Below are 23,375 nucleotides of genomic sequence, written 5' to 3' on the forward strand. Positions count from 1 at the left end.
ACGCACATGATTTAAACAACAGGAGTTTGTCATGCATCACAATCCCCGTTTTTTGGCGCTGGTTGACGGGATCCGCTCCCGCATCACCGAAACCGATGTTCACCAGATCAAGCGCTGGCAGGATGAAGGGCGCACGTTTCACCTGATCGACGTGCGGGAAGAGAGCGAGTGGGCCAGGGGTCATCTGCCCGGAGCCCGATACCTGGGTCGTGGCGTGATTGAGCGGGATATCGAGACCCAGTTCCCGGATCTTGAGACCGAGCTCTACCTCTATTGTGGTGGTGGTTTTCGCTCCATTCTGGCGGCGGACAACCTGCAACAGATGGGTTATCGCAAGGTGATCAGCGTCGACGGCGGGTTTCGCGGTTGGTGCGATGCCGGATACCCTGTCGAATCCTGATTTATTTGAGGTAGAGGGGCACAGCTACATGACAAAGCGGCTGTTGACCTTTACCATATGCGGGGTCAAGCGTAAGCGTCGGAGTGTTCATTGAACGTCAGGAAAGGGATTGGATACCTCCTCGGTATCCTGTTGTTGCTTCCCATGTGGGGTTGCAGCAGTAGCAGTCAGGTTAACACCCCCAAGGTTCCCAAGCCGCAGCCTGCTTCACTGGTGTTGGCGACCCCCCTGCAGGTCTCCTACCAGAGTGAGCTGGCGCTCGCCCGACTCGGGCAGATGCTCAGTGAAATGGAACTGACCACCGAGCAACGGGCAGAGTTGTTCTATGAACGTGCCGTGGTGTTTGATCGGGTTGGTCTGCGTTCCCTCGCGCGGCTCGATTTCAACCGTGCCCTGCGGGAGAAACCGGATTTCGCTGAAGCCTACAACTTCATCGGCGTCTATCTGGTACAGCAGCAGAATTACGACGAAGCCTATGATGCGTTCGATTCCGCCCTCGAACTGGCGCCGGACTATGACTATGCCTATCTCAACCGTGGCATCGCCCTCTATTACGGCAACCGTCCCGAACTGGCTGCGGCCGATATGAAGCGTTTCTACGAGGCGCAGCCGGAAGACCCCTATCGGGTGATCTGGCTCTATCTGGCCGAGCAGAAACTCGACCCGTCGGCCGCCATGAGCCGGATGCGCGAGCGTCTCAACAAGTACGATGACGATGCCTGGAACTGGGATCTGGTGCGCCTTTATACCGGCGAGATCAACGCTTCCCAGCTGATGGGCAACGTGGTGAAAGGGGTGAAGGATAACCGGGAGCTTGCCGAGCGCCTGTGTGAAACCTACTTCTATCTGGGCAAGTTCGAGCTGGGCAAAGGCAACCGCAAGGAAGCCATCAGCTACTTCAAGCTGGCCTTATCCAACAACGTCTATGACTTCATCGAGCACCGCTATGCGCTGCTGGAGCTGGAGTTGATGGCGCGCAAGCCCTTGCCGCCAGGTGCCCAGAGCGCTCGTAACAAGGGTGATCAGCCCTCCTGATCTACTGCCAGATAGTGGTAAAAAAGGCCTCGCGATGAGGCCTTTTTGTTGGGCGAATGGCGGGTTTACTCCACCAGGCTCATGCCGGGGATCTGACGCCAGTAGCCGTTGCAATCGCTTCCTTGCTGCAAGGAGAGGGGAGCCTGGCCCTGCCGGTTGGCTTTGAAGCGGGCCAACATCTCCAACGTCTCCATCCCTTGCGGCGAAAGCCTGACCACATCTACCAGACCTTCCATACCAGCCAGCTCGTTACCCAGGTTGTAGCAGTAACCGGACTGGGTCTGGATCCCGTTGAGATTGAACACCCGTTGCCCTTCGCGGCTGTTGGCCAGTCGTCCGGTGGGGTAGTTGATGCAGGCGAGCTCGCAGTTGTCCTTGGGCTTGTCGAGGGATCGGGCGGTGAAGCAGCGCGCCGAGTAGGCGAGCGGCAGATGGCCGTAGGCAAACACCTCCACCTCAAATTGGTCGCGCAGGGTGCCCAGATCCTGATTGAGCTGGATCAGCCAGTCACGGGAGAGCTCCACCGGCATGACCCAGCGTTTCATCCCCTGTTTGAGCAACATGCGCAGCACATCGGCGTTATAGGCGTTGATGGCGGGGCCACAGACGAAGGGGATCCCTGCCTCCCAGGCGAGTTGCACCGTACCGAGATCGTTGGCTTCGACCATAAGATCGCCATTGTCGACCAGCCGCTTCACCTCCTTGAGTTCGGAGGGGGCGGAGATAAGGGCGAGGGTCGAGAGCACCACCTGCTTGTCGGAGCAGGCCATCTGACGGGCCAGCGCAATCCAGTCATCGACTTTGAGTTCGCGCCGCTTGCTGCAGACGGTCTCCCCCAGATAGATGATGTCGGCCTGACTGTCGGCGGCGGCATGGTAAAAGGCTTCGGTATCGGCTTTGGGCCAGTAGAAGAGCAGAGGCCCGAGAGAAAATTGCATGGGTGGACTCCTTATTGCCACTGACGATGGTAGGCGCCGAGGGTAGTCTGACTACCTTCGGAGACGCGGGCGAGCTGGGCATCCCACTCAGCTTTGACCTGATAGGCCTCGGGATTGGCCTGATAGGCATCAATGGCCGCACGCCAGACCCGGGTCACTTGCTCTACGTAGGCGGGGCTGCGCTGGCGCCCTTCAATCTTGACCGACTGGATCCCGGTCTTGAACAGCTCGGGCAGGAGACCCAGGGTATTGAGACTGGTGGGCTCTTCCAGCGCGTGGTAGGTCTGGCCATCCACGTCGAAACGCCCCTTGCACAGGGTCGGGTAACCGGCATTTTCGCCCGGGCCATAGCGGTCGATCAGCACCTCGTTGAGCCGCGACTCGAGACCATTCGGGGTCTCTTCCCAACGGACGAACTTGGCCGGTGAGCAGGCGCCGACGGTGTTGGGGCTCTCGCCAGTCATGTAGGAGGAGAGATAGCAGCGCCCCTCGGCCATGATGCAGAGGCTGCCAAAGGCGAATACCTCAAGGCCAACATCGGTCTCGCGGGCCAGCTGCTTGACCTGATGCATGGAGAGCACCCGAGGCAGCACCACCCGTGTGACATTGAATTGCTGCTGATAGAAGCGAATGGCGGCGGCATTGGTGGCGCTGGCCTGCACCGAGACATGGAGTTCCATCTCGGGGTAGTGGCGGCTGGCATATTCCAGCACGGCGAGATCGGCGATGATTAACGCATCGGCGCCGAGGGCTACCCCGCGATCAACCGCCTGTTTCCATCGCGCATCGGCCCCGGGATGGGCAAAGGTATTGATGGCAATATGCAGCTTGCGACCATGTTGATGCACATAATCCACCGCCTTCTCCAGTTTGCTGTCGGTAAAGTTAAGACCGGCAAAGTGGCGTGCATTGGTGTCATCCTTGAAACCGATATAAACGGCATCGGCCCCGTTATCTACGGCGGTTTTCAGTGCCGGCAAACTGCCTGCCGGACAGAGTAATTCCATTGGTACGCTCCGAGAGTGCATATGAAGGGCAAACGAGCCCTGATTGTATGCAGCCATGCACTCCCGCTTTTTGACCTGAGGCAGCTTTGTGTGGCTTTACCCTTCTTGAGGTAACCCTGCACAAGTTTGATTTCCAACAGGATCTTGACACTCTCCCTGTGTTTGAATGCGTAAAAAAGGGAGTCTATCGTGTTTCAACAACTGCAACGCCGCCTGGTCGAACAGGCTCCGCGCTTCTTGCGCCATCCCCTCAAGCTTGTTCCCTTCAATCTGCAAAAGCAGCTGATGGAGAGTTTGCTGGCCCGGGTTTTCAAAGAGGCTATCGAAGATGGTGATTTCGAGTTTCTGGCAGACAAGTGGCTGAAAGTCGAAGTCTCTGATCTGGCGCTGTGCTGGTTTATCAGTGAGCAGAATGGCCAGCTGGTGGTGGCTCGCGAGTGTGACAAGGCCGATGTCTGCTTCAGCGGTACCGCCAACGACCTGATCCTGATTGCCGGTCGCAAAGAGGATCCGGATTCGCTCTTTTTCCAGCGCAAGCTGAAGATAGAAGGGGATACCGAACTGGGCCTTGAGGTGAAAAACCTGATGGACAGTCTGGATCTCGATGGCTTGCCAAGCCTGGTGAAGTATCCCCTGATGGATCTGGCGACGTTTATCGAACGGGCCCGCACTGAGTCAGCGCAGGCTCCGGTGCAGACGGCGCCGGGCGGGATCCCGTCTTAAGTGGACAATCACCCCATGGGCATGGCGACGATAATGGTGCCGTGCCCAGAGGCAGCGACAGGCCCACAGACAGGGCACCAAGGCGATGAGTGCCGCAGGGGCGGGCAGCTGTGACATGGCCAGCCCCGCAGCCAGCCAGATGAAGGGCAGCGCTTCATATAGCCACTCCGGCTGTAGCCAGCGTTTGCTCGGAAAGATAATCAGATCGGTACGTCGGTAGCTGGAGCGCATCATCCAGGTCACCGCTCCGGCGATAAACAGCAAGGCGCCTGCAAACCAGAGCAGGGGCTGATCACTCAACGTAATAATGGCAATGGCTGCCAGCAGGTAGAGGCTGGGCAATCTCTCATAGATAAAGGGAGGAAGCATGGCGTTGTGTCTCCTGTGCCGTTTATCGGATATCCATCAAGTTTAGCCCCCCCTCTCACTTCCCTCATGCTGGTTTGTTATACAAACGGGTAGTTTTGTTCTGAAATGGCTCGGCTTTTACGGTGCCAACATTGTGTTCTCTTATGTTACAATTACGCGCCATTTTTGACTGAAGATTGACTGGGCATGTTGGATCAGATTCGTATCGTTTTGGTAAACACCTCTCATACCGGCAACATGGGGTCTGCGGCACGCGCCATGAAGACCATGGGGTTGACCCAGCTGGTATTGGTTGATCCGCAAGCCTTGCCGGATGACAATGCCTTCGCCCTGGCGGCTGGTGCCAGCGATGTGCTTGCCAATGCACGTATCGTCCCGACTCTGGACGACGCGATCGCCGATTGTGGTCTGGTGATTGGCACCAGCGCTCGTTCTCGAACCCTGAGCTGGCCCATGCTCGATCCCCGTGAGGCCGGCGAAAAGTCGGTGGTTGAGGGGATGCAGCACCCGGTCGCGCTGGTGTTTGGCCGTGAACGCACTGGTCTCACCAACGACGAATTGCAAAAGTGCCACTACCACGTGGCCATTCCGGCCAATCCCGATTACAGCTCCCTCAATCTGGCCATGGCGGTGCAGACTCTCTGTTACGAAGTGCGGATGCGCTGGCTGCAGGGGCAGGCCGCCGAGCCTGAAGACGAGATGGTCTATCCTAGTGCCGCCCAGCTGGAAGGGTTCTATCAGCACCTGGAACAAACCCTGATGAAGACCGGTTTTATTGCCGATGACCATCCGGGTCATGTGATGAGCAAGCTGCGTCGCTTGTTCAATCGGGCTCGGCCGGAAGCGGCGGAGCTCAACATTCTGCGCGGTATTCTGACCTCGGTGCAGAAAGCGCGCGTACCGGATTAATCCGACTGATTTACTCAACCATATACTTGACTGATTTGGTCGGGTATGTGACCATGTGCCCCATTAAATTGCTTCGCAAGACGGTAAGGCACATGAGACTGACTTCAAAAGGACGTTACGCTGTAACCGCCATGCTCGACGTGGCGCTGCATGCAGAGCAGGGGCCCGTCCCCCTTGCCGATATTTCCGAGCGCCAGGGCATCTCGTTGTCCTATCTCGAGCAGCTCTTTGCCCGCCTGCGCAAACATGGTCTGGTGAGCAGCGTGCGTGGCCCGGGCGGTGGTTATCGCCTCGGTTTGGCCCCAGGCGAGATTTCGGTTGGTCAGGTGATCACCGCGGTCGATGAGTCGGTCGATGCTACCAAGTGCCTCGGCAAGGGCGGCTGCCACGGCGGTACCCAGTGCCTGACTCACTCCCTGTGGCGTGATCTGAGTGAGCGGATCTCCAGCTTCCTCGGGGATATCACCCTGGCCGAGCTGGTACGCCAGGCCGATGTGCGCCGGATTGCCGGCAAGCAAGATGAACAAATGAAGACCGTGTTGTCCCTGGTTGATCGGGCAGAACACGGCGATGTGAGCTTGAAAGTCCAACTATAAACGTGCTTTCCACAGCGGGACTCTGTATGACCCTGACTGTGACGGAGAAAAACATGAAACTGCCTATTTACCTTGATTATTCGGCAACCTGTCCGGTGGACCCGCGTGTCGCAGAAAAAATGATGCAGTGTCTCACCATGGATGGCCTGTTCGGCAATCCGGCTTCCCGTTCTCACCGCTTTGGCTGGCAAGCCGAAGAGGCGGTGGATCTGGCCCGTAATCAAGTGGCAGATCTGATCGGTGCCGATCCCCGCGAGATCGTCTTCACTTCCGGTGCGACCGAATCCAATAACCTGGCCATCAAGGGTGTTGCCCACTTCTATGCCAGCAAGGGCAAGCACATCATCACCTCCAAGACCGAACACAAGGCGGTGCTCGATACCTGTCGCCAGCTGGAGCGTGAAGGGTTCGAGGTGACCTATCTTGAGCCGATGCCAAACGGCCTGTTCACTATCGAGATGATCGAGAATGCCATGCGTGATGACACCATCCTGGTCAGCATCATGCATGTGAACAACGAAATCGGCGTGGTTCAGAACATTGCCGCCATCGGCGAGTTGTGCCGTTCCCGCAAGATCCTGCTGCACGTGGATGCCGTTCAGAGTGTGGGCAAGATCCCGGTAGATGTGGAAGCACTGAAAGTGGATCTGCTCTCCGTCTCTGCGCACAAGGTGTATGGTCCGAAAGGGATCGGTGCGCTGTTTGTTCGCCGCAAACCCCGCGTTCGTCTGGAAGCCCAGATGCATGGCGGTGGCCACGAGCGCGGCATGCGTTCCGGTACTCTGCCGACCCACCAGATCGTCGGGATGGGCGAAGCTTTCCGCATCGCCAAAGAAGAGATGGTGAGTGAAGGCGAGCGTATCTTGGCACTGCGCCAGCGTCTGTGGAATGGCATCAAGGATATTGAAGCCGTCTACATCAATGGCGATCTGGATCAGCGTGTTCCGGGCAACCTTAACGTCAGCTTTGCCTATGTGGAAGGGGAATCCCTCATCATGGCGCTGAAAGATTTGGCGGTCTCTTCCGGTTCGGCCTGTACCTCCGCCAGCCTGGAACCTTCCTATGTGCTGCGCGCACTGGGTCTGAACGACGAGCTGGCACACAGCTCCATCCGTTTCAGCATGGGTCGCTTCACCACCGAGGAAGAGATTGACTACGCGGTCAAGCTTATTCGTGACTCCATCGGTCGTCTGCGTGAGATGTCCCCTCTGTGGGAGATGTACAAAGACGGCGTCGATCTGAACACGGTCGAATGGGCTCATCACTGATCTATCTGGTCAGTGAGCAACAGAATTAGCAGGAGTGAGATATGGCTTACAGTGAAAAAGTAATCGACCACTACGAGAATCCTCGCAACGTCGGTGGTTTCGACAAGAATGATCCCAGCGTTGCAACCGGCATGGTCGGTGCGCCCGCCTGTGGCGACGTGATGAAGCTGCAATTGAAGATCAGCGACGAAGGCATCATCGAAGATGCCAAGTTCAAGACCTACGGCTGCGGTTCTGCCATCGCCTCCAGCTCCCTGGTGACCGAATGGGTCAAGGGCAAGACCCTGGACGAAGCGGCTGGCATCAAGAACACCGATATCGCTGAAGAGTTGGCCCTGCCACCGGTGAAGATCCACTGCTCCATTCTGGCTGAGGACGCCATCAAGGCCGCCATCGCCGATTACAAGCAGAAGAAAGGTCTCTAAGCGCCGGAGAGCAGTATGGCTATTACCATGACAGATGCCGCCGCGGCACGGGTTTCCTCTTTTCTGGCTAACCGGGGCAAGGGCATTGGCCTGCGCCTCGGCGTCAAAACCACCGGCTGCTCCGGTCTGGCCTACGTGCTTGAGTTCGTTGATGAACTGACCGATGAGGATCAGGTGTTCGAGCAGCAGGGCGTCAAGATTATTGTCGATGCCAAGAGTCTGATCCATCTGGATGGCACCGAGCTGGATTTCGTCAAGGAGGGCCTCAACGAGGGCTTCCAGTTCAACAATCCCAACGCCAAAGGCGAGTGTGGTTGCGGCGAAAGCTTCAGTGTCTGAGATGTTTGACGTCAATGATCCTTCGTCTGTGGTTGAGCGGGTTGTCCATGACCCGTTCAACCACATCTCATTTGCCAGGGGCGAGTGAGGTAGTGGCGAACGTTTCCAAGAGGTTTGCATGAATCATTTCGAGCTGTTTGGGCTGGTTGAAGGCTTCGAGCTCGATACCCGTCAGTTGGCTGATACCTACCGCCAGCTGCAAACCCAATTCCATCCTGATCGTTTTGCCACCGCCCCCGAACGGGAGCAGCTGGCTGCGGTGCAACGTGCCGCCCAGATCAACGAAGCATTCACCACCCTCAAGGCGCCGCTGCGCCGTGCCGAGTATCTGCTCTCCCTGCGTGGCACTGATATCCGTGGTGAACAGCAGACTCTGCAAGATACCGCGTTTCTGATGCAGCAGCTGGAGTGGCGCGAGCGTCTGGCCGATCTGAAAGATGACGCCGACCCTGAGCGCGCCATCAAGGATTTCCGCAGCGAGATCAGGCATGATCACCAGATGTTGATGCAGCAGCTGGCCGAGTCTCTTGCCGCCGGCAGAGATCTCGTTGCCGCTGATTGCGTTCGCAAACTCAAGTTTGTCGACAAGCTCCTCGAAGAGCTGGAACGATTCGAAGACTCGCTTCTCGAGTCTTGATCCTTTAACGCTGGAAGTTTCATTACCCATGGCATTACTGCAAATCGCCGAACCCGGCCAGAGCGCTGTTCCCCATCAGCACAAACGTGCCGTCGGCATCGATCTCGGCACCACCAATTCTCTCGTCGCTGCGGTTCGCAGTGGTCACGCCGATACCCTTTGCGATGAGCAAGGGCGCGACCTGCTCCCGTCAGTGGTGCATTATCAAAGCGACGCCATTCGAGTCGGAATTGATGCCAAGCGCGAAGCGGCACTCGATCCTCACAACACCATCGTCTCGGTCAAACGGATGATGGGCAAGGCGCTGGCCGATATCGATACCCGCCAGCAGCCTTACCAGTTTGTTGCCGCCGACAATGGCATGCCGCAACTGCATACCCGTCAGGGGCTGGTCAATCCGGTGCAGGTCTCGGCCGAAATTCTCAAAAAGCTGGCCGAGCGTGGCGCCCAGACCCTGGGTGGCGATCTCGACGGCGTGGTCATTACCGTGCCCGCCTATTTCGATGATGCCCAGCGTCAGGGCACCAAGGATGCGGCCCGTCTGGCCGGTCTGCACGTGCTGCGACTGCTCAACGAGCCGACCGCGGCCGCGATTGCCTATGGCCTTGACTCCGGTCAGGAAGGGGTGATCGCGGTTTACGATCTGGGGGGCGGCACCTTCGATATCTCCATCCTGCGTCTGCACCGCGGTGTGTTTGAAGTAATGGCGACCGGCGGCGATTCCGCCCTCGGCGGTGATGATTTTGATCACCTGCTGGCGGACTGGATCAAGGCGCAAGCGGGCCTCTCCGGCGAGCTGGATGCCCATCTGCAGCGCGAGCTGCTGGATGTGGCCGCGGCCGTCAAGCATGGTCTGACCGATGCCGAGCAGGTGGCGTGCACCTTTGCTGGCTGGCAGGGTTCAGTGAGCCGTAGCCAGTTTGATGAACTCATCACCCCGCTGGTGAAACGGACCTTGCTGGCTTGTCGCCGCGCCCTGCGCGATGCCGGTCTCGAGCAGGTGGAAGTGCTGGAAGTGGTGATGGTCGGTGGCTCCACCCGGGTGCCGCTGGTGCGTGAACTGGTGGGCGAATTCTTCCAGCGTACGCCGCTGACCAGTATCGATCCTGACAAGGTGGTCGCCATTGGCGCCGCCATCCAGGCCGATATTCTGGTGGGCAACAAGCCCGATGCCGAGATGCTGCTGCTGGACGTTATCCCCTTGTCGCTGGGTCTGGAGACCATGGGGGGCCTCGCCGAGAAGGTGATCCCGCGCAACACCACCATCCCGGTTGCCCGCGCCCAGGAGTTCACCACCTTCAAGGATGGTCAGACCGCCATGGCCATTCACGTGGTACAGGGTGAACGCGAGTTGGTGGCCGATTGCCGCTCCCTAGCCCGCTTTACCCTGACCGGTATTCCACCGATGGCAGCCGGCGCCGCCCATATTCGCGTCACCTTCCAGGTGGATGCGGATGGTCTGCTCTCGGTCAGCGCCATGGAGAAATCCTCCGGCGTGCAGGCCGAGATCCAGGTCAAGCCCTCTTACGGGCTGGCGGAGCAGGATATCCTCAACATGCTGAGTGCCTCCATCGAGAACGCCCAGCAGGATATGGATGCCCGCATGCTGGCCGAGCAGCAGGTTGAAGCCGACCGGGTGGTCGAGAGTCTCAATGCGGCGCTGGCCGCCGATGGCGATGCCCTGCTCAATGCTGCCGAGCGTGCCGAGATTGATGCCGCCATCGCCCATCTGCTGACTATGCGCAACAGCGGCGCAACCCATCAAATCAAAGAAGCCATTGAGGCAGCCGATGCTGTCAGTGGCGAGTTTGCAGCCCGCCGGATGGACGCCTCCATCCGCAAGGTGCTGACCGGACAAAACGTCAACAAGGTGTAATATGCCAAAACTGATCATTCTTCCTCATCCCGTACTCTGTCCGGATGGCGCCGCCCTCGAGGGGCAAAGCGGCGAGACCATTCTGGATGTGGCGCTGCGCAACGGCATCGAAATCGAGCACGCCTGCGAGAAATCCTGTGCCTGCACCACCTGCCACTGCGTGGTGCGCGAGGGCTTTGACTCGCTCGAGCCAAGTGACGAGCTGGAAGACGACATGCTGGACAAGGCGTGGGGGTTGGAGCCGGAATCGCGCCTCAGCTGCCAGGCAAAACTGGCGGACGAGGATCTGGTGGTGGAATTGCCCAAGTACACCCTGAACCTTGCCTCTGAACGCCATTAATTACACATGAGTGAATTGCACGTGCAGCATCCTGTGGTGCTTCAGTGATATGGTGGAAGGCCGTGACCCTCGGGGGCACGGCCTTTTTTGTATTCGTTATTCTCTCTTTGCCAATAAGCTCTTTCCCATAAAGAGTGCTTATACATAGTGCCAGTAAAAAGGAAGCAAACACGATGGCTGACATGATGAAGGTAGCGTTATCCACCCAGGCTGCGGCCGCTTATTGGGGCGAGGGCGCCCAGCTCAGTTTCAATGGCGACGAGGCACTGATCCATCTTGGTGCCGCCGGTCAGGAGAAGGATGTTCTGCGTACCGTTCAGCGCGCCGCCCGTCGCCTCGAATCGAGCGGGATCAAGCGGGTGACGCTGGCTGGTGAGGGGTGGGATCTGGAGCGTCGCTACGCGTTCGCCCAGGGGTTCTACGCCGCCAAGGGTGCGCGTGAACTGGATTTCGGCCAGCAGAGCGACGCGGAAGCCCGTGAACTGGATGCGCTGCTCAAGGCGGCTCGCTGGGTACGTGACATCACCAATGGCTGTCCGGAAGAGATCTACCCCATGAGTCTGGCGGAATCGGCCCTGTTGCTCATTCGTGGTCTGGCCGGGGATCAGGTTACAGCTCGCATCACCGCCGGTGAAGCGCTGCGCGAGTCCGGCCATATCGGGATCTGGTCGGTTGGCCGTGGCAGCGAGCGCGAGCCTGTGCTGCTGGAGCTCGACTACAACCCGACCGGTGATCGCAATGCGCCCGTGGTGGCGGCGCTGGTGGGCAAGGGGATCACTTTTGATTCCGGTGGCTACTCCATGAAGTCCTCTGACAACATGCTGCCGATGAAGTCCGATATGGGCGGCGCGGCTATGGTGACTGGCGCGCTGGCGCTGGCTATCAGCCGCGGTCTGAACCAGCGGGTGAAGCTCATTCTCTGCTGCGCCGAGAACCTGGTCTCCGGCCACGCCTTCAAGCTGGGCGACATCCTCACCTACAAGAACGGCATCTCGGTCGAGATCCAGAATACCGATGCGGAAGGTCGTCTGGTGCTGGCCGATGGCCTGATGGCGGCCTCCGACAGCGGTGCAGCTTATATCCTTGACGCAGCCACCCTGACCGGCGCCGCCAAGATGGCGCTGGGCCGCGACTACAATGCGGTGTTTGCCCTCGATGAGACCGAACAGCTGCGTGCGCTGGCCGCCGCCAAGGTGGAAAACGAACAGGCGTGGGCGCTGCCGCTGGAACCCTGGCATGCCAGCCAGCTCACCTCGGCCTTTGCCGATCTGGGCAACGTCGCCTCAGCCGAAGGTACGGCCGGTGCCACCACGGCTGCAGCGTTCCTTTCCCGCTTCGTGCGCGATGAGGGCAAGGGCTGGGTGCACCTGGATCTGGCGGCCTCTTATCAGAAATCGGGCAACGATCTCTGGGCGACCGGTGCCAAGGGGCACGGTCTGCGCACCATCGCACGTTGGCTGCAGGAGGTGACCGCATGAATGTCTGGTTAAGTCGTGAATTTGCACCGGTCGAGTGGGGGGAGGGGGCGCTGCTCTCTCACCGTGCCGACGGCATGGTGATCCATCTGGTGACGGCCAATCCGCTGCTCGATATCCAGCAGGCGGCCCGTCGCCTCTGCCAGCAGGGGATCCAGAAAGTGACCCTGGCTGGTCACTGGGAGCGTGAACAGCAGTGGGCTTTTGCCCAAGGGCTGCAAACCCCCAAGGCGGAGGTGCAACTGCAGTGGGCCATGTCCTCGGAAGAGGACAGAGAGGAGCTGGAAGCGCGTTGGCTCTGCGGCCGCTGGGTGCGCGAGATGACCAATGCCACCCCGGAGCAGTTGGGCCCGCTGGAGCTGGCGGTGGAAGCGGCCTCATTTATCACCGAGCTGGCGCCGGACAAGGTGAGTCATCGCATTTTGAAAGGCGAAGCGCTGCAACAGGCGGGCTGGGTCGGTCTCTATCAGGTGGGCCGCGGCAGTGCGCGCGAACCGGTATTGCTGGAGCTCGACTTCAACCCAGGGCGTGACCCCAAGGCGCCGGTAGCGGCAGCGCTGGTGGGCAAGGGGATCACCTTTGACTCCGGCGGCTACTCCATGAAAAGCTCCGAGGGGATGCTCACCATGAAGTGCGACATGGGGGGCGCGGCGATTGTCACCGGTGCGCTGGCGCTGGCCATGCTGCGCGGGCTCGACAAGCGGGTGAAGCTGATCCTCTGCTGCGCCGAGAACCTGGTTTCCGGCCACGCCTATAAGCTGGGCGACATCCTCACCTACAAGAACGGTACCACGGTCGAGATTGTGAATACCGATGCCGAGGGGCGGCTGGTACTGGCCGATGGCTTGCAACTGGCGAGCGAGTCCGGCGCACCGCTGATCATCGATGCCGCGACCCTGACCGGCGCTGCTGTGATGGCGCTGGGTGGGCGCTACAATGCCCTGTTTGGCCTCGATAAAGGGCTGGTAAGCCGGGCCATGACTTATGCCGATGCCGAGCATGAGCCTGCCTGGCCGCTGCCGCTGGAGCCCTGGCACCGCCAGCAGTGCCCCTCCCATTACGCCGACACGGCCAACAGCCGTCCGGTGAAGGGGGGCGGGCCGGGTGGCGCCTCCAACGCTGCGGGTTTCCTCTCCCGTTTCGTTGCCAACGAGGGGATGGGCTGGTTGCATATCGATCTGGCCGCCTGCTTCAGTGACAACGGCGATGCCCTCTGGGCGCCGGGAGCCAATACCCTGGGGATGCGCACCATAGCGCGGGCCTTGCTGGCGGAAGCCAAATAGGCGAGACAAGGCACCTTCGGGTGCCTTTTTCATGCTGTTCGAATTGTGAACAAAAGATGGGGTTTTGGCGGCTTAAGGTAACTATCGTGCGCAAGCGCACATATTTTCCGGCTCTGCTCGGTCAAGATGAGTATGGATGTTGATTGCAAGGGAGTGATGTTTAATAAAAAGTTGCTTGTTTGTGTGTTTTTCCGGTTTTTGTTTACGTATAATCGCCAGCAAACATGGATTCTAACAATAAAACTCTGTAGTTAAGGAAAGATATCAATGGCCATCGAACGTACCTTCTCTATCGTCAAACCGGATGCTGTCAGCAAGAACCTGATCGGTGCCATCTATAGCCGTTTCGAAAGCGCAGGCTTGAAAGTGGTGGCATCCAAAATGCTGCACATGAGCAGTGAACAGGCTGCCGGTTTCTATGCCGAGCATCAGGGCAAGCCTTTTTATGACAATCTGGTCAGCTTCATGACCTCTGGCCCTGTCATGGTGCAGGTGCTGGAAGGTGAAGACGCCATCCGTCGCAATCGCGAGATCATGGGGGCTACCAACCCGAAAGAGGCGCTGGCTGGTACCTTGCGTGCCTGTTATGCCGAGAGCATCGATCGCAACGCAGTGCATGGCTCTGATGCTCCGGCATCCGCTGCCCGCGAAATTGCCTACTTCTTCTCTGACAACGAGATCTGCCCGCGCGGCTGATTTTTGTGGATGATGACCCAAGGGAGCCTCGGCTCCCTTTGTTGTTTTCGCCGTTTACGCAATATCCCTCTATTCTCCAGGTGGAAAGCCAGACCCATTATTTGTACAATGCCGCCCCCTGACGTCGTCAGCCAATAATTGATGAAGTGTTTGAACTGAGGCCATTGATGAGCGAAACAAAAATCAACCTGCTGGATCTTGATCGGGATGCCATGCGTGCCTTTTTCGTCGAACTGGGCGAGAAGCCATTCCGGGCAGATCAGGTCATGAAGTGGATCTATCACTTTGGGTGTGATGATTTCGATCAGATGACCAACGTCAACAAGGTGCTCAAAGAGCGCCTCAAGGCGATCGCCGAGATCAAGGCGCCCGAGATCAGCCGCGAGCAGCGCTCTGCCGATGGCACCATCAAGTGGGCTCTGCAGGTGGGCGATCAGGAGGTAGAGACCGTCTACATCCCGGAAGATGACCGCGCAACCCTCTGCGTCTCCTCTCAAGTTGGCTGTGCGCTGGAGTGCAAGTTCTGCTCCACGGCTCAACAAGGCTTCAACCGCAATCTGAAAGTCTCCGAGATCATCGGTCAGGTGTGGCGTGCGGCCCGCGTGGTCGGTGGCAAGCGTCCCATCACCAACGTGGTGATGATGGGGATGGGCGAGCCGCTGCTCAACCTCGCCAACGTGGTGCCCGCCATGCGTCTGATGATGGATGACTACGGCTTTGGCATCTCCAAGCGCCGGGTGACCATCTCCACCTCTGGCGTGGTACCTGCGCTGGACAAGCTGGGTGACCAGATCGACGTGGCGCTGGCTATCTCCCTGCACGCCCCGAACGACAAGTTGCGTTCAGAGATCATGCCGATCAACGACAAGTACAACATCGAGGAGTTCCTCGCCGGTGTCCGTCGTTACCTGGCCAAATCCAATGCCAACGGTGGTCGGGTGACAGTCGAGTATGTGCTGCTCGATCATATCAATGACGATATGCAGCATGCTCACGAGCTGGCCAAGGTGCTCAAGGACACTCCGAGCAAGATCAACCTGATCCCGTTCAACCCCTTCCCGGGCAACCCTTACGGCAAGCCGAGCAACAGCCGTATCGATCGCTTCTCCAAGGTGTTGATGGAGTACGGTTTCACCGTGATTGTCCGCAAGACCCGTGGTGATGACATCGATGCCGCCTGTGGTCAGCTGGTGGGTGACGTGATTGACCGTACCAAGCGAACTATCAAAAATCGGATGCAACAGGATGGGATTTCCGTCAAAATGGTTTAAATGCTAAGCCATTGTATAGACAGGGAATGGATACACGTACATTGATCGTAGTGGCAGCGCTCTGCGCGCTGCCAGGCTGTGTGACCGAGACCACTTACGCTGGCCAGAACTCGACCCAGCGTGAAGTGGGTCCTGACCTCAAGGCGGCTGCCCAAACCCGCCTCGACCTGGGTATCCAGTACCTGCGTCAGGGCAACGCCGAGCAGGCCAAGTTCAATCTTGACCGCGCCCTCCAGTATGACCCCTCCAACCCCCAGATCCAGATCGGTTTTGCCTACTTTTACCAGAAGGTAGGGGATTTCAAGGCGGCCGAGACCCATTACAAGAACGCCCTTGCCATGGATCCGTCCAATGCTGACGCAATGAACAACTATGGTGCCTTCCTCTGTGATCGCGGCAGGTATGCCGAGGCAGATCAGGCGTTCAACCAGGCTGTTATTCAGCCAGGCTACGTAAAAATTGCCGATACCTATGAAAATGCGGCACTTTGTGCGCTGCAAAATCGCAGAAATGATAAAGCAGGCGAGTACTATCGCCTGGCCTTGGGGTATAATCCCCGCAATCCAGGGTTATTGCTGGACTTGGCCGAGCTTTCCATGAAAGATGGCAAGCTGCCTGATGTGCAGTCCTACCTCGCCCGTTTTGCCGATGTGTCAGACGAGAACGAGGAGAGTCTCTGGTTGAGACTTCGGCTGGCACAGGCGATGGACAAGCCGGCATTACTTCACCAATTCGGGACTGAGCTGGTAAGGCAATATCCCACTTCGCAACAAGCCAAGCGTTATTTAGCCAATGACTATTGAACAGCAACACGATTTCCAAGACGACTCCCAGGCAGTAGGCCCAGGCCAATTGCTGCGCAACGCCCGTGAACAGCTTGGCTGGACACGAGAACAGGTTGCGTCCCGCATTCACCTTCGTCTGACCCTGATCGCCGCTATCGAATCGGATACCTACGACAAGCACACGTCCCACACCTTTATTCGGGGTTATTTGCGTACCTATGCCAAGCTGGTCGGGATCCCCGACGAGACCATTCTGGCTGCTTACGACAAGCTGGGTCTGACTCCTCCCGACAATATCGACATGCAGAGCTTCTCCCGTCGCTCCCGCCAGCAAGCCAACGACAGTCGGCTCAAGGTGGTGACCTGGCTGGTGATCCTGGTGTTGATTGCGCTCTCGGTCGCCTGGTGGTGGCAGAGTACTTCCCGTCGCTCCGCCGGTGATGAAGCGCTGGCAGCCACCGAGATGAGTGCAACCGGTTCGACTCCGGCTGAACCTGCTATCACGCCGCCCGATGCGATCAACACCGCCCCGGTGGAAGGCGCAGCCATCGTACCGGCCGCCACGGATGTGGCTGCCCCTGTAGTGGTCTCTGATGCGTCTGCTACCCTGGCGCCTGCTTCTGCGGCTGTTGCCCCGACCGATGTCAGTGCGGCTGTTGGCACTGCAACCGATGCTGCAGTATCCGGTGCCAATGGCACTGAATCTGAAGAGGCTGTCGTTGATCCGGCGACTGCGCCGCAACTGAAGATGAGCTTCACCGCCGATTGCTGGCTGGATGTGAAGGATGCCAACGGCAAGACCCTGTTCAGTGGTCTGAAGAAGGCCAACGACGAGCTGGTGCTGGAAGGCGCCGAGCCCCTGAAGTTCATCATTGGCGCGCCCATGGCCGTCAAGCTTGACTACAAGGGTCAGTCGTTTGATATGAGCCGTTACAACAACGGTCGTACAGCCCGCTTCTCACTGCCGCAGGAGTAATCTGTTTCCCATGTCTTCTCACGAATCACCCATCATTCGTCGTAAATCCAGACAGATCATGGTTGGTAATGTACCGGTTGGGGGCGACGCCCCCATTACCGTGCAGACCATGACCAACACCAAGACCACAGATGTCGCCGCCACCATCGAGCAGATCCAGCGGATCGAGCGGGTCGGTGCCGATATCGTCCGTGTCTCCGTGCCCACCATGGAAGCGGCGGAAGCCTTCCGGCTGATCAAACAGCAGACCCGCATCCCCATCGTTGCCGATATCCACTTCGACTATCGCATCGCCCTGAAAGTGGCCGAGTACGGTGCCGACTGCCTGCGTATCAACCCGGGCAACATCGGCAATGAGCAGCGGGTGCGCTCGGTGGTCGATTGTGCACGCGACCTCAATATCCCGATCCGTATCGGGGTCAATGGCGGGTCGCTGGAGAAAGATATTCAGGAGAAGTACGGCGAGCCGACCCCGGAGGCGCTGGTGGAGTCCGCCATGCGTCACGTGGACTACCTCGATCGCCTCGATTTCCAGGATTTCAAGGTGAGCGTCAAGGCCTCCGATGTGTTCCTGGCAGTCGGTGCCTATCGCCTGCTGGCCAAGCAGATTGAACAGCCGCTGCACCTTGGCATCACCGAAGCGGGCGGTTTCCGTGCCGGCGCGGTGAAGTCTGCCATCGGTCTGGGCATGCTGCTTACCGACGGCATCGGCGATACCCTGCGTATCTCGCTGGCGGCGGATCCGGTGGAGGAGGTGAAGGTCGGTTTCGATATCCTCAAATCCCTCCGTATTCGCTCCCGTGGCATCAACTTTATCGCTTGCCCATCCTGCTCACGGCAGGAGTTCGATGTGATCGCCACCGTCAATGCTCTGGAAGAGCGGCTCGAAGACATCATCACTCCGATGGATGTTTCCATCATCGGTTGTGTTGTGAATGGGCCGGGCGAAGCGCTGGTCTCCGACCTTGGTCTGGCGGGTGCCGCCAACAAGAGTGCCTTCTATGAGGGGGGCCAGCGGGTCGATCGGCTCGACAACAAGGATCTCATTCCAACTCTGGAGCGCCGCATTCGCGCCCGCGCCGCCATGCTGGATCCCGCCAACCGGATCCCGATGGACAAGGAGTGAGCGAAACAGGGCCACATTGGGTGGCCCTTTTTCCAGGTGACTGATTTTAAATCCCGCATCCGGATTCCCTGATTTTACCTTGGGGGGGAAAATCCCTATAATGCGGCCAAATTTTACCTCTTTTTCTCGAGTATCAACGTGGCAAAACAGATCCAAGCTATTCGCGGTATGAATGATTGCCTGCCGGAGCAGAGCCCGGTATGGCAGAAGGTTGAACAGATCCTGCGCCAGGTCGTTGCCAGTTATGGCTACAGCGAAGTGCGCATGCCGATTGTCGAGCAGACTCATCTGTTCAAGCGCGCCATCGGTGAAGTGACCGACGTGGTCGAAAAAGAGATGTACACCTTTGAAGATCGCAACGGCGACAGCCTGAGCCTGCGTCCGGAAGGGACCGCCAGCTGCGTCCGTGCCGGTATCGAACACGGTCTGCTCTACAACCAGGAACGCCGGATGTGGTACATGGGCCCCATGTTCCGTCACGAGCGTCCCCAGAAGGGCCGTTATCGCCAGTTCCACCAGTTCGGTGTCGAGCTGTTTGGCATCAACGGGCCGGACATTGACGCTGAGCTGATCATGCTGACCCACCGTCTGTGGCGTCTGTTTGGCATCAGCGAGCATGTCACCCTGCAGCTTAACACCTTGGGTCAGAGCGCCGAGCGTGCCGCTTACCGCGATGCGCTGGTGGCCTATCTGGAGCAGTACAAGGAGCAGCTGGACGAAGAGAGCCAGCGCCGCATGTACAGCAACCCGCTGCGGGTGCTCGACTCCAAGGATGAAAAGGTGCAGGCCATTTTGGCGGGTGCCCCGCGTCTGTTCGACCATCTGGGCGAAGAGAGCCTGGCTCACTTCGAGGGGCTCAAGCGCCTGCTCGAGTCTGCCGGTATCAAATACGAAGTGAACGAGCGTCTGGTGCGTGGTCTTGACTACTACAACCTGACCGTGTTCGAGTGGGTCACCAGCAGTCTGGGTGCCCAGGGCACCGTCTGTGCCGGTGGCCGCTACGATGGTCTGGTAGAGCAGCTGGGCGGTCAACCGACCCCGGCCGTGGGCTTTGCCATGGGTATGGAGCGTCTGGTGCTGATGCTGGAAACTCTCGAGCTCAACGCCGATATCCGCCCGGCGGTGGATGTCTATCTGGCGATGGTGGGCGAGGGGACCGAACAGGCTGGCTTCCAGCTGGCCGAGCGTCTGCGCGATGCCCTGCCGGACCTGCGCCTGATGAGCCACTGCGGTGGTGGCAACTTCAAGAAACAACTCAAACGTGCCGACAAGAGCGGCGCGGCAATCGCCCTGATCCTTGGTGAGACCGAGGTGCAAAACGGGGAGATCACTATCAAATATCTGCGTGGTCAGGCCGAGCAACAGACCGTCAAGGTTGACGCCGCCATTGCCCTGCTGGCAGCCAAAGGAGAGTAAGCTGTGGAAGTCTATACCACCGAAGAACAACAGGTTGAGGTTATCAAGGAGTGGTGGAAAGAGAACGGAACCTCGGTGATTGCCGGGACCGTGATCGGTCTGGTCGGTCTGTTCGGTTGGCGCTATTACAACCAGCACCAGCAAGAGACCATGGAGGCCTCCTCCCACTCTTACAACCAGGTGATTGAGCAGCTGGCCAAGGGCGATGCCGCCGGTTTCGAGCAGGCACAGCAGTTTGTCACTGCCAACAAGGGTGACTCCTACGGTGAACTGGCCGCGTTGCAACTGGCTGCCGCTGCCGTCAAGGCGGGCAAGCTGGATCTGGCTGCCGAGCAGCTGGAGCTGGTGGCGACCACGGGTGACGAGAGCATTCGTCCCATCGCGGCGCTGCGTCTGGCCCGTGTGCTGAATGATCAGGGCAAGGCAGATGAAGCGCTGGCCAAGCTGGCGACCATCCAGAATGAGGCCTTCAAGGCGCAGGTAGCCGAAGCCCGTGGTGATGTGCTGCAAAAGCAGGGCAAGACCGAAGAGGCTCGTGATGCCTATCAGGCGGCGGCGGATGCCGGTGGCCTGCAGGGTAGCGCCGAGCTCAAGCTGAAAATGGACGATCTGGCCCTGCCGGCCGTTGCGACTGGTGAGGCACCGGATGCGTAATCTATTCAAGATGGTGGCGCTGGGGGCTGCGGTCTCCTTCGCTCTGCAGGGTTGTTCCCTGTTCAGTTCCGAAGAGGATCTCAACCCGATGGCGCCGCTGCCCAAGGTTGAATCTGCCTTCACTGCCGACACCGCATGGTCATCCACTGTGGGTGATGGCATCGGTGACTTCTACTCCCAGCTCAAGCCGGTGGTGGAAGAGGATCGTATCTACGCGGCGGCCCGCGACGGCGATGTCAGCGCTTTTGACCGTGCCAGTGGCGATCGCCTCTGGACTGTTGATCTGGCCGACCTGCCGGTCAACGCCGACAAGCGTAGCGCTCGTCTCTCCGGCGGCCTGGTTTCCCGTTACGGCAAGCTGTTCCTCGGCTCCGAGAACGGGGTGGTCTACGCCCTGAACGAAGAGAATGGCGAAGTGCTGTGGCAGACCAATGTGCCCGGCGAAGTGGTGGCAAGCCCCGCGGTGGAAGATGGCCGCGTGGTGGTGTTGACCACCTCCGGTCGCTTGATTGCGCTCGATACCGACGAAGGCAAGATGCAGTGGTCGCTCTCCGAAGAGCAGCCGCCGCTGACCCTGCGCAGTGCCGGTGCACCGGTGATCACCAACGGCGCCGTGATTTACGGTCGTGCCGATGGCAAGGTGGGCATCGCCCTGCTGAGCAATGGCCAGCCTGTGCGCCAGTCCAAGGTGGCTGATCCGCGCGGTGCTACCGAGCTGGACCGCATGGTGGACGTCGATGCCAGCCCGCTGATCGCCGGTGATGAGCTCTACGCCATCGCCTACAACGGTCAGTTGATGGCGCGCAAACTGATGACCGGCGATGAAGTGTGGAAGCGCAAGTATTCCGGCTATCGCGATCTGGCGATGACTGGCAATGCCATCGTGCTGACCGACAGTCGCAGCCACCTGTTTGCCATCGACCGTCGCAACGGTCTGGAGCTGTGGTCCAACACCCAGCTGGAAAATCGTACCGTCACTGCACCTGTCATCTTCGGTGACTATGTGGTGGTGGGTGATGTGGAAGGATACCTGTATTGGCTTGATCGTACCGACGGTACCATCAAGGCGATGCAGCAGCTCGATAGCAGTGGTCTCTACGCCGCCCCGCTGGTGGATGGCGAGACCCTGTATGTGCAGAGCCGTGGCGGCAAGCTGTACGCGCTAAAGCGTCCTTGATCGTCCGATAATGTGAATATCCGGCTCCTGGTCTTCGGACCCGGAGCCTTTGTCGTCTTGAGAATGAGGCTTTTATGACTCCTGTAGTAGCCCTGGTGGGCCGCCCCAACGTGGGGAAATCCACCCTGTTTAACCGCTTGACCCGTACTCGGGATGCCCTGGTTGCCGATTTTCCCGGTCTGACCCGGGACCGTAAATACGGTCAGGCGAAGTTGGGCGAGCTGGAATTTATCGTGGTCGATACCGGCGGTATCGATGGCACCGAAGAGGGGATCGAGCTGAAGATGGCCGAGCAATCCCTGCTGGCCATCGAAGAAGCGGACGTCGTGCTGTTCATGGTGGATGCCCGTGCCGGTCTGACCGCGGCGGATCAAGCCATTGCCGAGCACTTGCGCAAGGCCCACAAGAAGGTATTTCTGGTGGCCAACAAGACCGACGGTATCGACGGTGATTCCGCGGTCTCCGAGTTCTACGGTCTGGCGCTGGGCGAGGTCTACCAGATCGCGGCCGCCCACGGTCGTGGCGTGCTGAGCCTGCTGGAACTGGCCCTGGCTCCCCATCTGGAGACCCTGGTCGACGCCGCTACCGATGAAGATGCGCAGGATGAGGAAGAGGAGGACTTCGACGAAGAAGCCCTGCTGCGCATGGTGGCTGCCGGTGAACTCGATACCAAAGAGGACACCAAGGAGACCCCGTTTGCCGACCTGCCCATCAAGTTCGCCATCGTTGGTCGTCCCAACGTCGGTAAATCTACCCTGACCAACCGTATGCTGGGTGAAGATCGGGTCATCGTCTATGACATGCCCGGCACCACCCGTGACTCCGTTTACATTCCGATGGAGCGTGACGAGCAGAAGTATGTGGTTATCGACACCGCCGGTGTGCGTCGTCGTGGCAAGGTGCACGAGACGGTGGAGAAGTTCTCCGTTATCAAGACCCTGAAAGCCATCGAAGATGCCAACGTCTGCCTGCTGGTGATCGACGCCCAGGAGACCATCACCGATCAGGACTTGAGCATCCTTGGCTATGTGCTCCACGCCGGTCGCTCCGTGGTGCTGGTGGTGAACAAGTGGGATGGTCTGGATCAGAAGGTGAAAGAGGATGTGAAGAACGAGCTGGATCGTCGCTTGGGCTTCATCGACTTCGCTCGCGTCCACTTCATCTCCGCCCTGCACGGCAGCGGTGTCGGCCATCTGTTTGAATCCATTCAGGAGGCTTACCAGTCCGCCACCCGTCGTACCAGCACGGCCATGCTGACCCGCATCATGCAGATGGCGCAGGAAGATCACCAGCCGCCGATGGTCAATGGTCGCCGCGTCAAGCTCAAGTATGCTCACGCCGGTGGCTACAACCCGCCGCGCATCGTGATCCACGGCAACCAGCTGAACGACTTGCCGGACTCCTACAAGCGGTATTTGATCAACTACTTCCGCAAGTCCCTCAAGATCATGGGTTCGCCGATCCGGGTCGAGTTCCAGGAGTCGGTCAACCCGTTTGAAGGGAAGAAGAACACTATGACCCTGAGTCAGGAACGTCAGCGCAAACGCCTGCTGAAGATGAAGAAGAAATAAGTCCTTGCGGCTGCCCTCACCGGCAGCCGCTTTGTTATCCTCGCCATGTTAAGGTGAGGAATAAGGGGAGGGGGATCTGCCAT

General features: G+C 58.9%; 25 protein-coding genes. 22 read left to right on the plus strand and 3 right to left on the minus strand.

Annotated elements, in window-relative coordinates:
* The first annotated feature begins 31 nt into the window (after positions 1-31).
* Both AB5Z09_RS13630 and nlpI read left to right on the plus strand, forming a co-directional pair.
* Positions 32-400 (plus strand): rhodanese-like domain-containing protein, encoded by a 369-nt coding sequence (locus tag AB5Z09_RS13630; protein ID WP_005351016.1) that lies wholly within the window; start codon positions 32-34, stop codon positions 398-400.
* Between the two features lie 90 nt (positions 401-490).
* The gene (nlpI, locus tag AB5Z09_RS13635; protein WP_005351017.1) at positions 491-1,435 is read left to right on the plus strand and encodes a lipoprotein NlpI; all 945 of its coding nucleotides are present in this window, start codon (positions 491-493) and stop codon (positions 1,433-1,435) included.
* 65 nt (positions 1,436-1,500) lie between these two features.
* Here the strand turns inward: nlpI and AB5Z09_RS13640 are convergent, their stop codons facing one another.
* Positions 1,501-2,373, minus strand: coding sequence for a U32 family peptidase (locus AB5Z09_RS13640; protein WP_129504229.1), 873 nt, complete (start codon positions 2,371-2,373; stop codon positions 1,501-1,503).
* An 11-nt stretch (positions 2,374-2,384) separates the two neighbouring features.
* Positions 2,385-3,380 (minus strand): peptidase U32 family protein, encoded by a 996-nt coding sequence (locus AB5Z09_RS13645; RefSeq protein ID WP_005344835.1) that lies wholly within the window; start codon positions 3,378-3,380, stop codon positions 2,385-2,387.
* 189 nt (positions 3,381-3,569) lie between these two features.
* Between AB5Z09_RS13645 and AB5Z09_RS13650 the strand changes: the two genes are divergently transcribed.
* Positions 3,570-4,103: an SCP2 domain-containing protein gene (locus AB5Z09_RS13650; RefSeq protein WP_368195497.1), complete on the plus strand. Its 534-nt coding sequence runs from the start codon at positions 3,570-3,572 to the stop codon at positions 4,101-4,103.
* On the opposite strand, the gene AB5Z09_RS13655 is transcribed toward AB5Z09_RS13650, so the two are convergent.
* Positions 4,056-4,472, minus strand: coding sequence for a hypothetical protein (locus AB5Z09_RS13655; protein ID WP_319890356.1), 417 nt, complete (start codon positions 4,470-4,472; stop codon positions 4,056-4,058). The genes AB5Z09_RS13650 and AB5Z09_RS13655 overlap by 48 nt on opposite strands.
* A gap of 186 nt (positions 4,473-4,658) precedes the next feature.
* On the opposite strand from AB5Z09_RS13655, the gene trmJ reads away from it, so the two are divergent.
* The 19 genes from trmJ (at position 4,659) to der (ending at position 23,292) form a co-directional block, all read left to right on the plus strand.
* Positions 4,659-5,381 (plus strand): tRNA (cytosine(32)/uridine(32)-2'-O)-methyltransferase TrmJ, encoded by a 723-nt coding sequence (gene trmJ, locus AB5Z09_RS13660; RefSeq protein ID WP_047434362.1) that lies wholly within the window; start codon positions 4,659-4,661, stop codon positions 5,379-5,381.
* A gap of 92 nt (positions 5,382-5,473) precedes the next feature.
* Positions 5,474-5,977 (plus strand): Fe-S cluster assembly transcriptional regulator IscR, encoded by a 504-nt coding sequence (gene iscR / locus AB5Z09_RS13665; protein ID WP_026035025.1) that lies wholly within the window; start codon positions 5,474-5,476, stop codon positions 5,975-5,977.
* Between the two features lie 53 nt (positions 5,978-6,030).
* Entirely contained in the window at positions 6,031-7,245 is a 1,215-nt protein-coding gene (locus AB5Z09_RS13670) for an IscS subfamily cysteine desulfurase (protein WP_021229687.1), read from the plus strand.
* A gap of 41 nt (positions 7,246-7,286) precedes the next feature.
* A complete protein-coding gene (gene iscU, locus AB5Z09_RS13675) occupies positions 7,287-7,670 on the plus strand; it encodes a Fe-S cluster assembly scaffold IscU (RefSeq protein ID WP_005333813.1) in 384 nt (127 codons plus the stop codon).
* Positions 7,671-7,685: 15 nt separating this feature from the next.
* The gene (iscA, locus tag AB5Z09_RS13680) at positions 7,686-8,009 is read left to right on the plus strand and encodes an iron-sulfur cluster assembly protein IscA (protein WP_005333812.1); all 324 of its coding nucleotides are present in this window, start codon (positions 7,686-7,688) and stop codon (positions 8,007-8,009) included.
* A gap of 118 nt (positions 8,010-8,127) precedes the next feature.
* The gene (gene hscB, locus AB5Z09_RS13685; RefSeq protein ID WP_047434369.1) at positions 8,128-8,646 is read left to right on the plus strand and encodes a co-chaperone HscB; all 519 of its coding nucleotides are present in this window, start codon (positions 8,128-8,130) and stop codon (positions 8,644-8,646) included.
* A gap of 28 nt (positions 8,647-8,674) precedes the next feature.
* Entirely contained in the window at positions 8,675-10,522 is a 1,848-nt protein-coding gene (gene hscA / locus AB5Z09_RS13690) for a Fe-S protein assembly chaperone HscA (RefSeq protein WP_368195498.1), read from the plus strand.
* 1 nt (position 10,523) lies between these two features.
* Positions 10,524-10,862 (plus strand): ISC system 2Fe-2S type ferredoxin, encoded by a 339-nt coding sequence (fdx, locus tag AB5Z09_RS13695; RefSeq protein ID WP_005333808.1) that lies wholly within the window; start codon positions 10,524-10,526, stop codon positions 10,860-10,862.
* Positions 10,863-11,035: 173 nt separating this feature from the next.
* Complete coding sequence (gene pepB, locus AB5Z09_RS13700; RefSeq protein ID WP_213388146.1) at positions 11,036-12,340, plus strand: aminopeptidase PepB; 1,305 nt, start codon at positions 11,036-11,038, stop codon at positions 12,338-12,340.
* Positions 12,337-13,620: an aminopeptidase PepB gene (gene pepB / locus AB5Z09_RS13705; protein ID WP_323887764.1), complete on the plus strand. Its 1,284-nt coding sequence runs from the start codon at positions 12,337-12,339 to the stop codon at positions 13,618-13,620. Before pepB (AB5Z09_RS13700) ends, pepB (AB5Z09_RS13705) begins: the two co-directional genes overlap by 4 nt.
* Before the next feature lie 267 nt (positions 13,621-13,887).
* The gene (ndk, locus tag AB5Z09_RS13710) at positions 13,888-14,316 is read left to right on the plus strand and encodes a nucleoside-diphosphate kinase (protein WP_005333805.1); all 429 of its coding nucleotides are present in this window, start codon (positions 13,888-13,890) and stop codon (positions 14,314-14,316) included.
* A gap of 167 nt (positions 14,317-14,483) precedes the next feature.
* Positions 14,484-15,587 (plus strand): bifunctional tRNA (adenosine(37)-C2)-methyltransferase TrmG/ribosomal RNA large subunit methyltransferase RlmN, encoded by a 1,104-nt coding sequence (locus tag AB5Z09_RS13715; protein ID WP_005344856.1) that lies wholly within the window; start codon positions 14,484-14,486, stop codon positions 15,585-15,587.
* 11 nt (positions 15,588-15,598) lie between these two features.
* Positions 15,599-16,390 (plus strand): PilW family type IVa pilus biogenesis/stability lipoprotein TapF, encoded by a 792-nt coding sequence (gene tapF, locus AB5Z09_RS13720; RefSeq protein ID WP_085943024.1) that lies wholly within the window; start codon positions 15,599-15,601, stop codon positions 16,388-16,390.
* Positions 16,380-17,348 (plus strand): cytoskeleton protein RodZ, encoded by a 969-nt coding sequence (gene rodZ / locus AB5Z09_RS13725; RefSeq protein WP_368195499.1) that lies wholly within the window; start codon positions 16,380-16,382, stop codon positions 17,346-17,348. Before tapF ends, rodZ begins: the two co-directional genes overlap by 11 nt.
* A gap of 10 nt (positions 17,349-17,358) precedes the next feature.
* A complete protein-coding gene (gene ispG / locus AB5Z09_RS13730; RefSeq protein ID WP_005333801.1) occupies positions 17,359-18,474 on the plus strand; it encodes a flavodoxin-dependent (E)-4-hydroxy-3-methylbut-2-enyl-diphosphate synthase in 1,116 nt (371 codons plus the stop codon).
* A gap of 138 nt (positions 18,475-18,612) precedes the next feature.
* Complete coding sequence (gene hisS / locus AB5Z09_RS13735; RefSeq protein ID WP_005351051.1) at positions 18,613-19,890, plus strand: histidine--tRNA ligase; 1,278 nt, start codon at positions 18,613-18,615, stop codon at positions 19,888-19,890.
* Positions 19,891-19,893: 3 nt separating this feature from the next.
* Entirely contained in the window at positions 19,894-20,544 is a 651-nt protein-coding gene (locus AB5Z09_RS13740; RefSeq protein WP_021229680.1) for a tetratricopeptide repeat protein, read from the plus strand.
* On the plus strand, positions 20,537-21,721 hold the full coding sequence (gene bamB, locus AB5Z09_RS13745) for an outer membrane protein assembly factor BamB (protein ID WP_064339985.1): 1,185 nt from the start codon (positions 20,537-20,539) through the stop codon (positions 21,719-21,721). Before AB5Z09_RS13740 ends, bamB begins: the two co-directional genes overlap by 8 nt.
* Before the next feature lie 74 nt (positions 21,722-21,795).
* Positions 21,796-23,292, plus strand: a complete 1,497-nt coding sequence (der, locus tag AB5Z09_RS13750; protein WP_043823902.1) for a ribosome biogenesis GTPase Der — start codon at positions 21,796-21,798, stop codon at positions 23,290-23,292.
* Positions 23,293-23,375: the final 83 nt, after the last annotated feature.

It is taken from the genome of Aeromonas sp. R2-2, assembly GCF_040908355.1.
GTDB classification, from domain to species: Bacteria; Pseudomonadota; Gammaproteobacteria; order Enterobacterales; family Aeromonadaceae; genus Aeromonas; species Aeromonas veronii.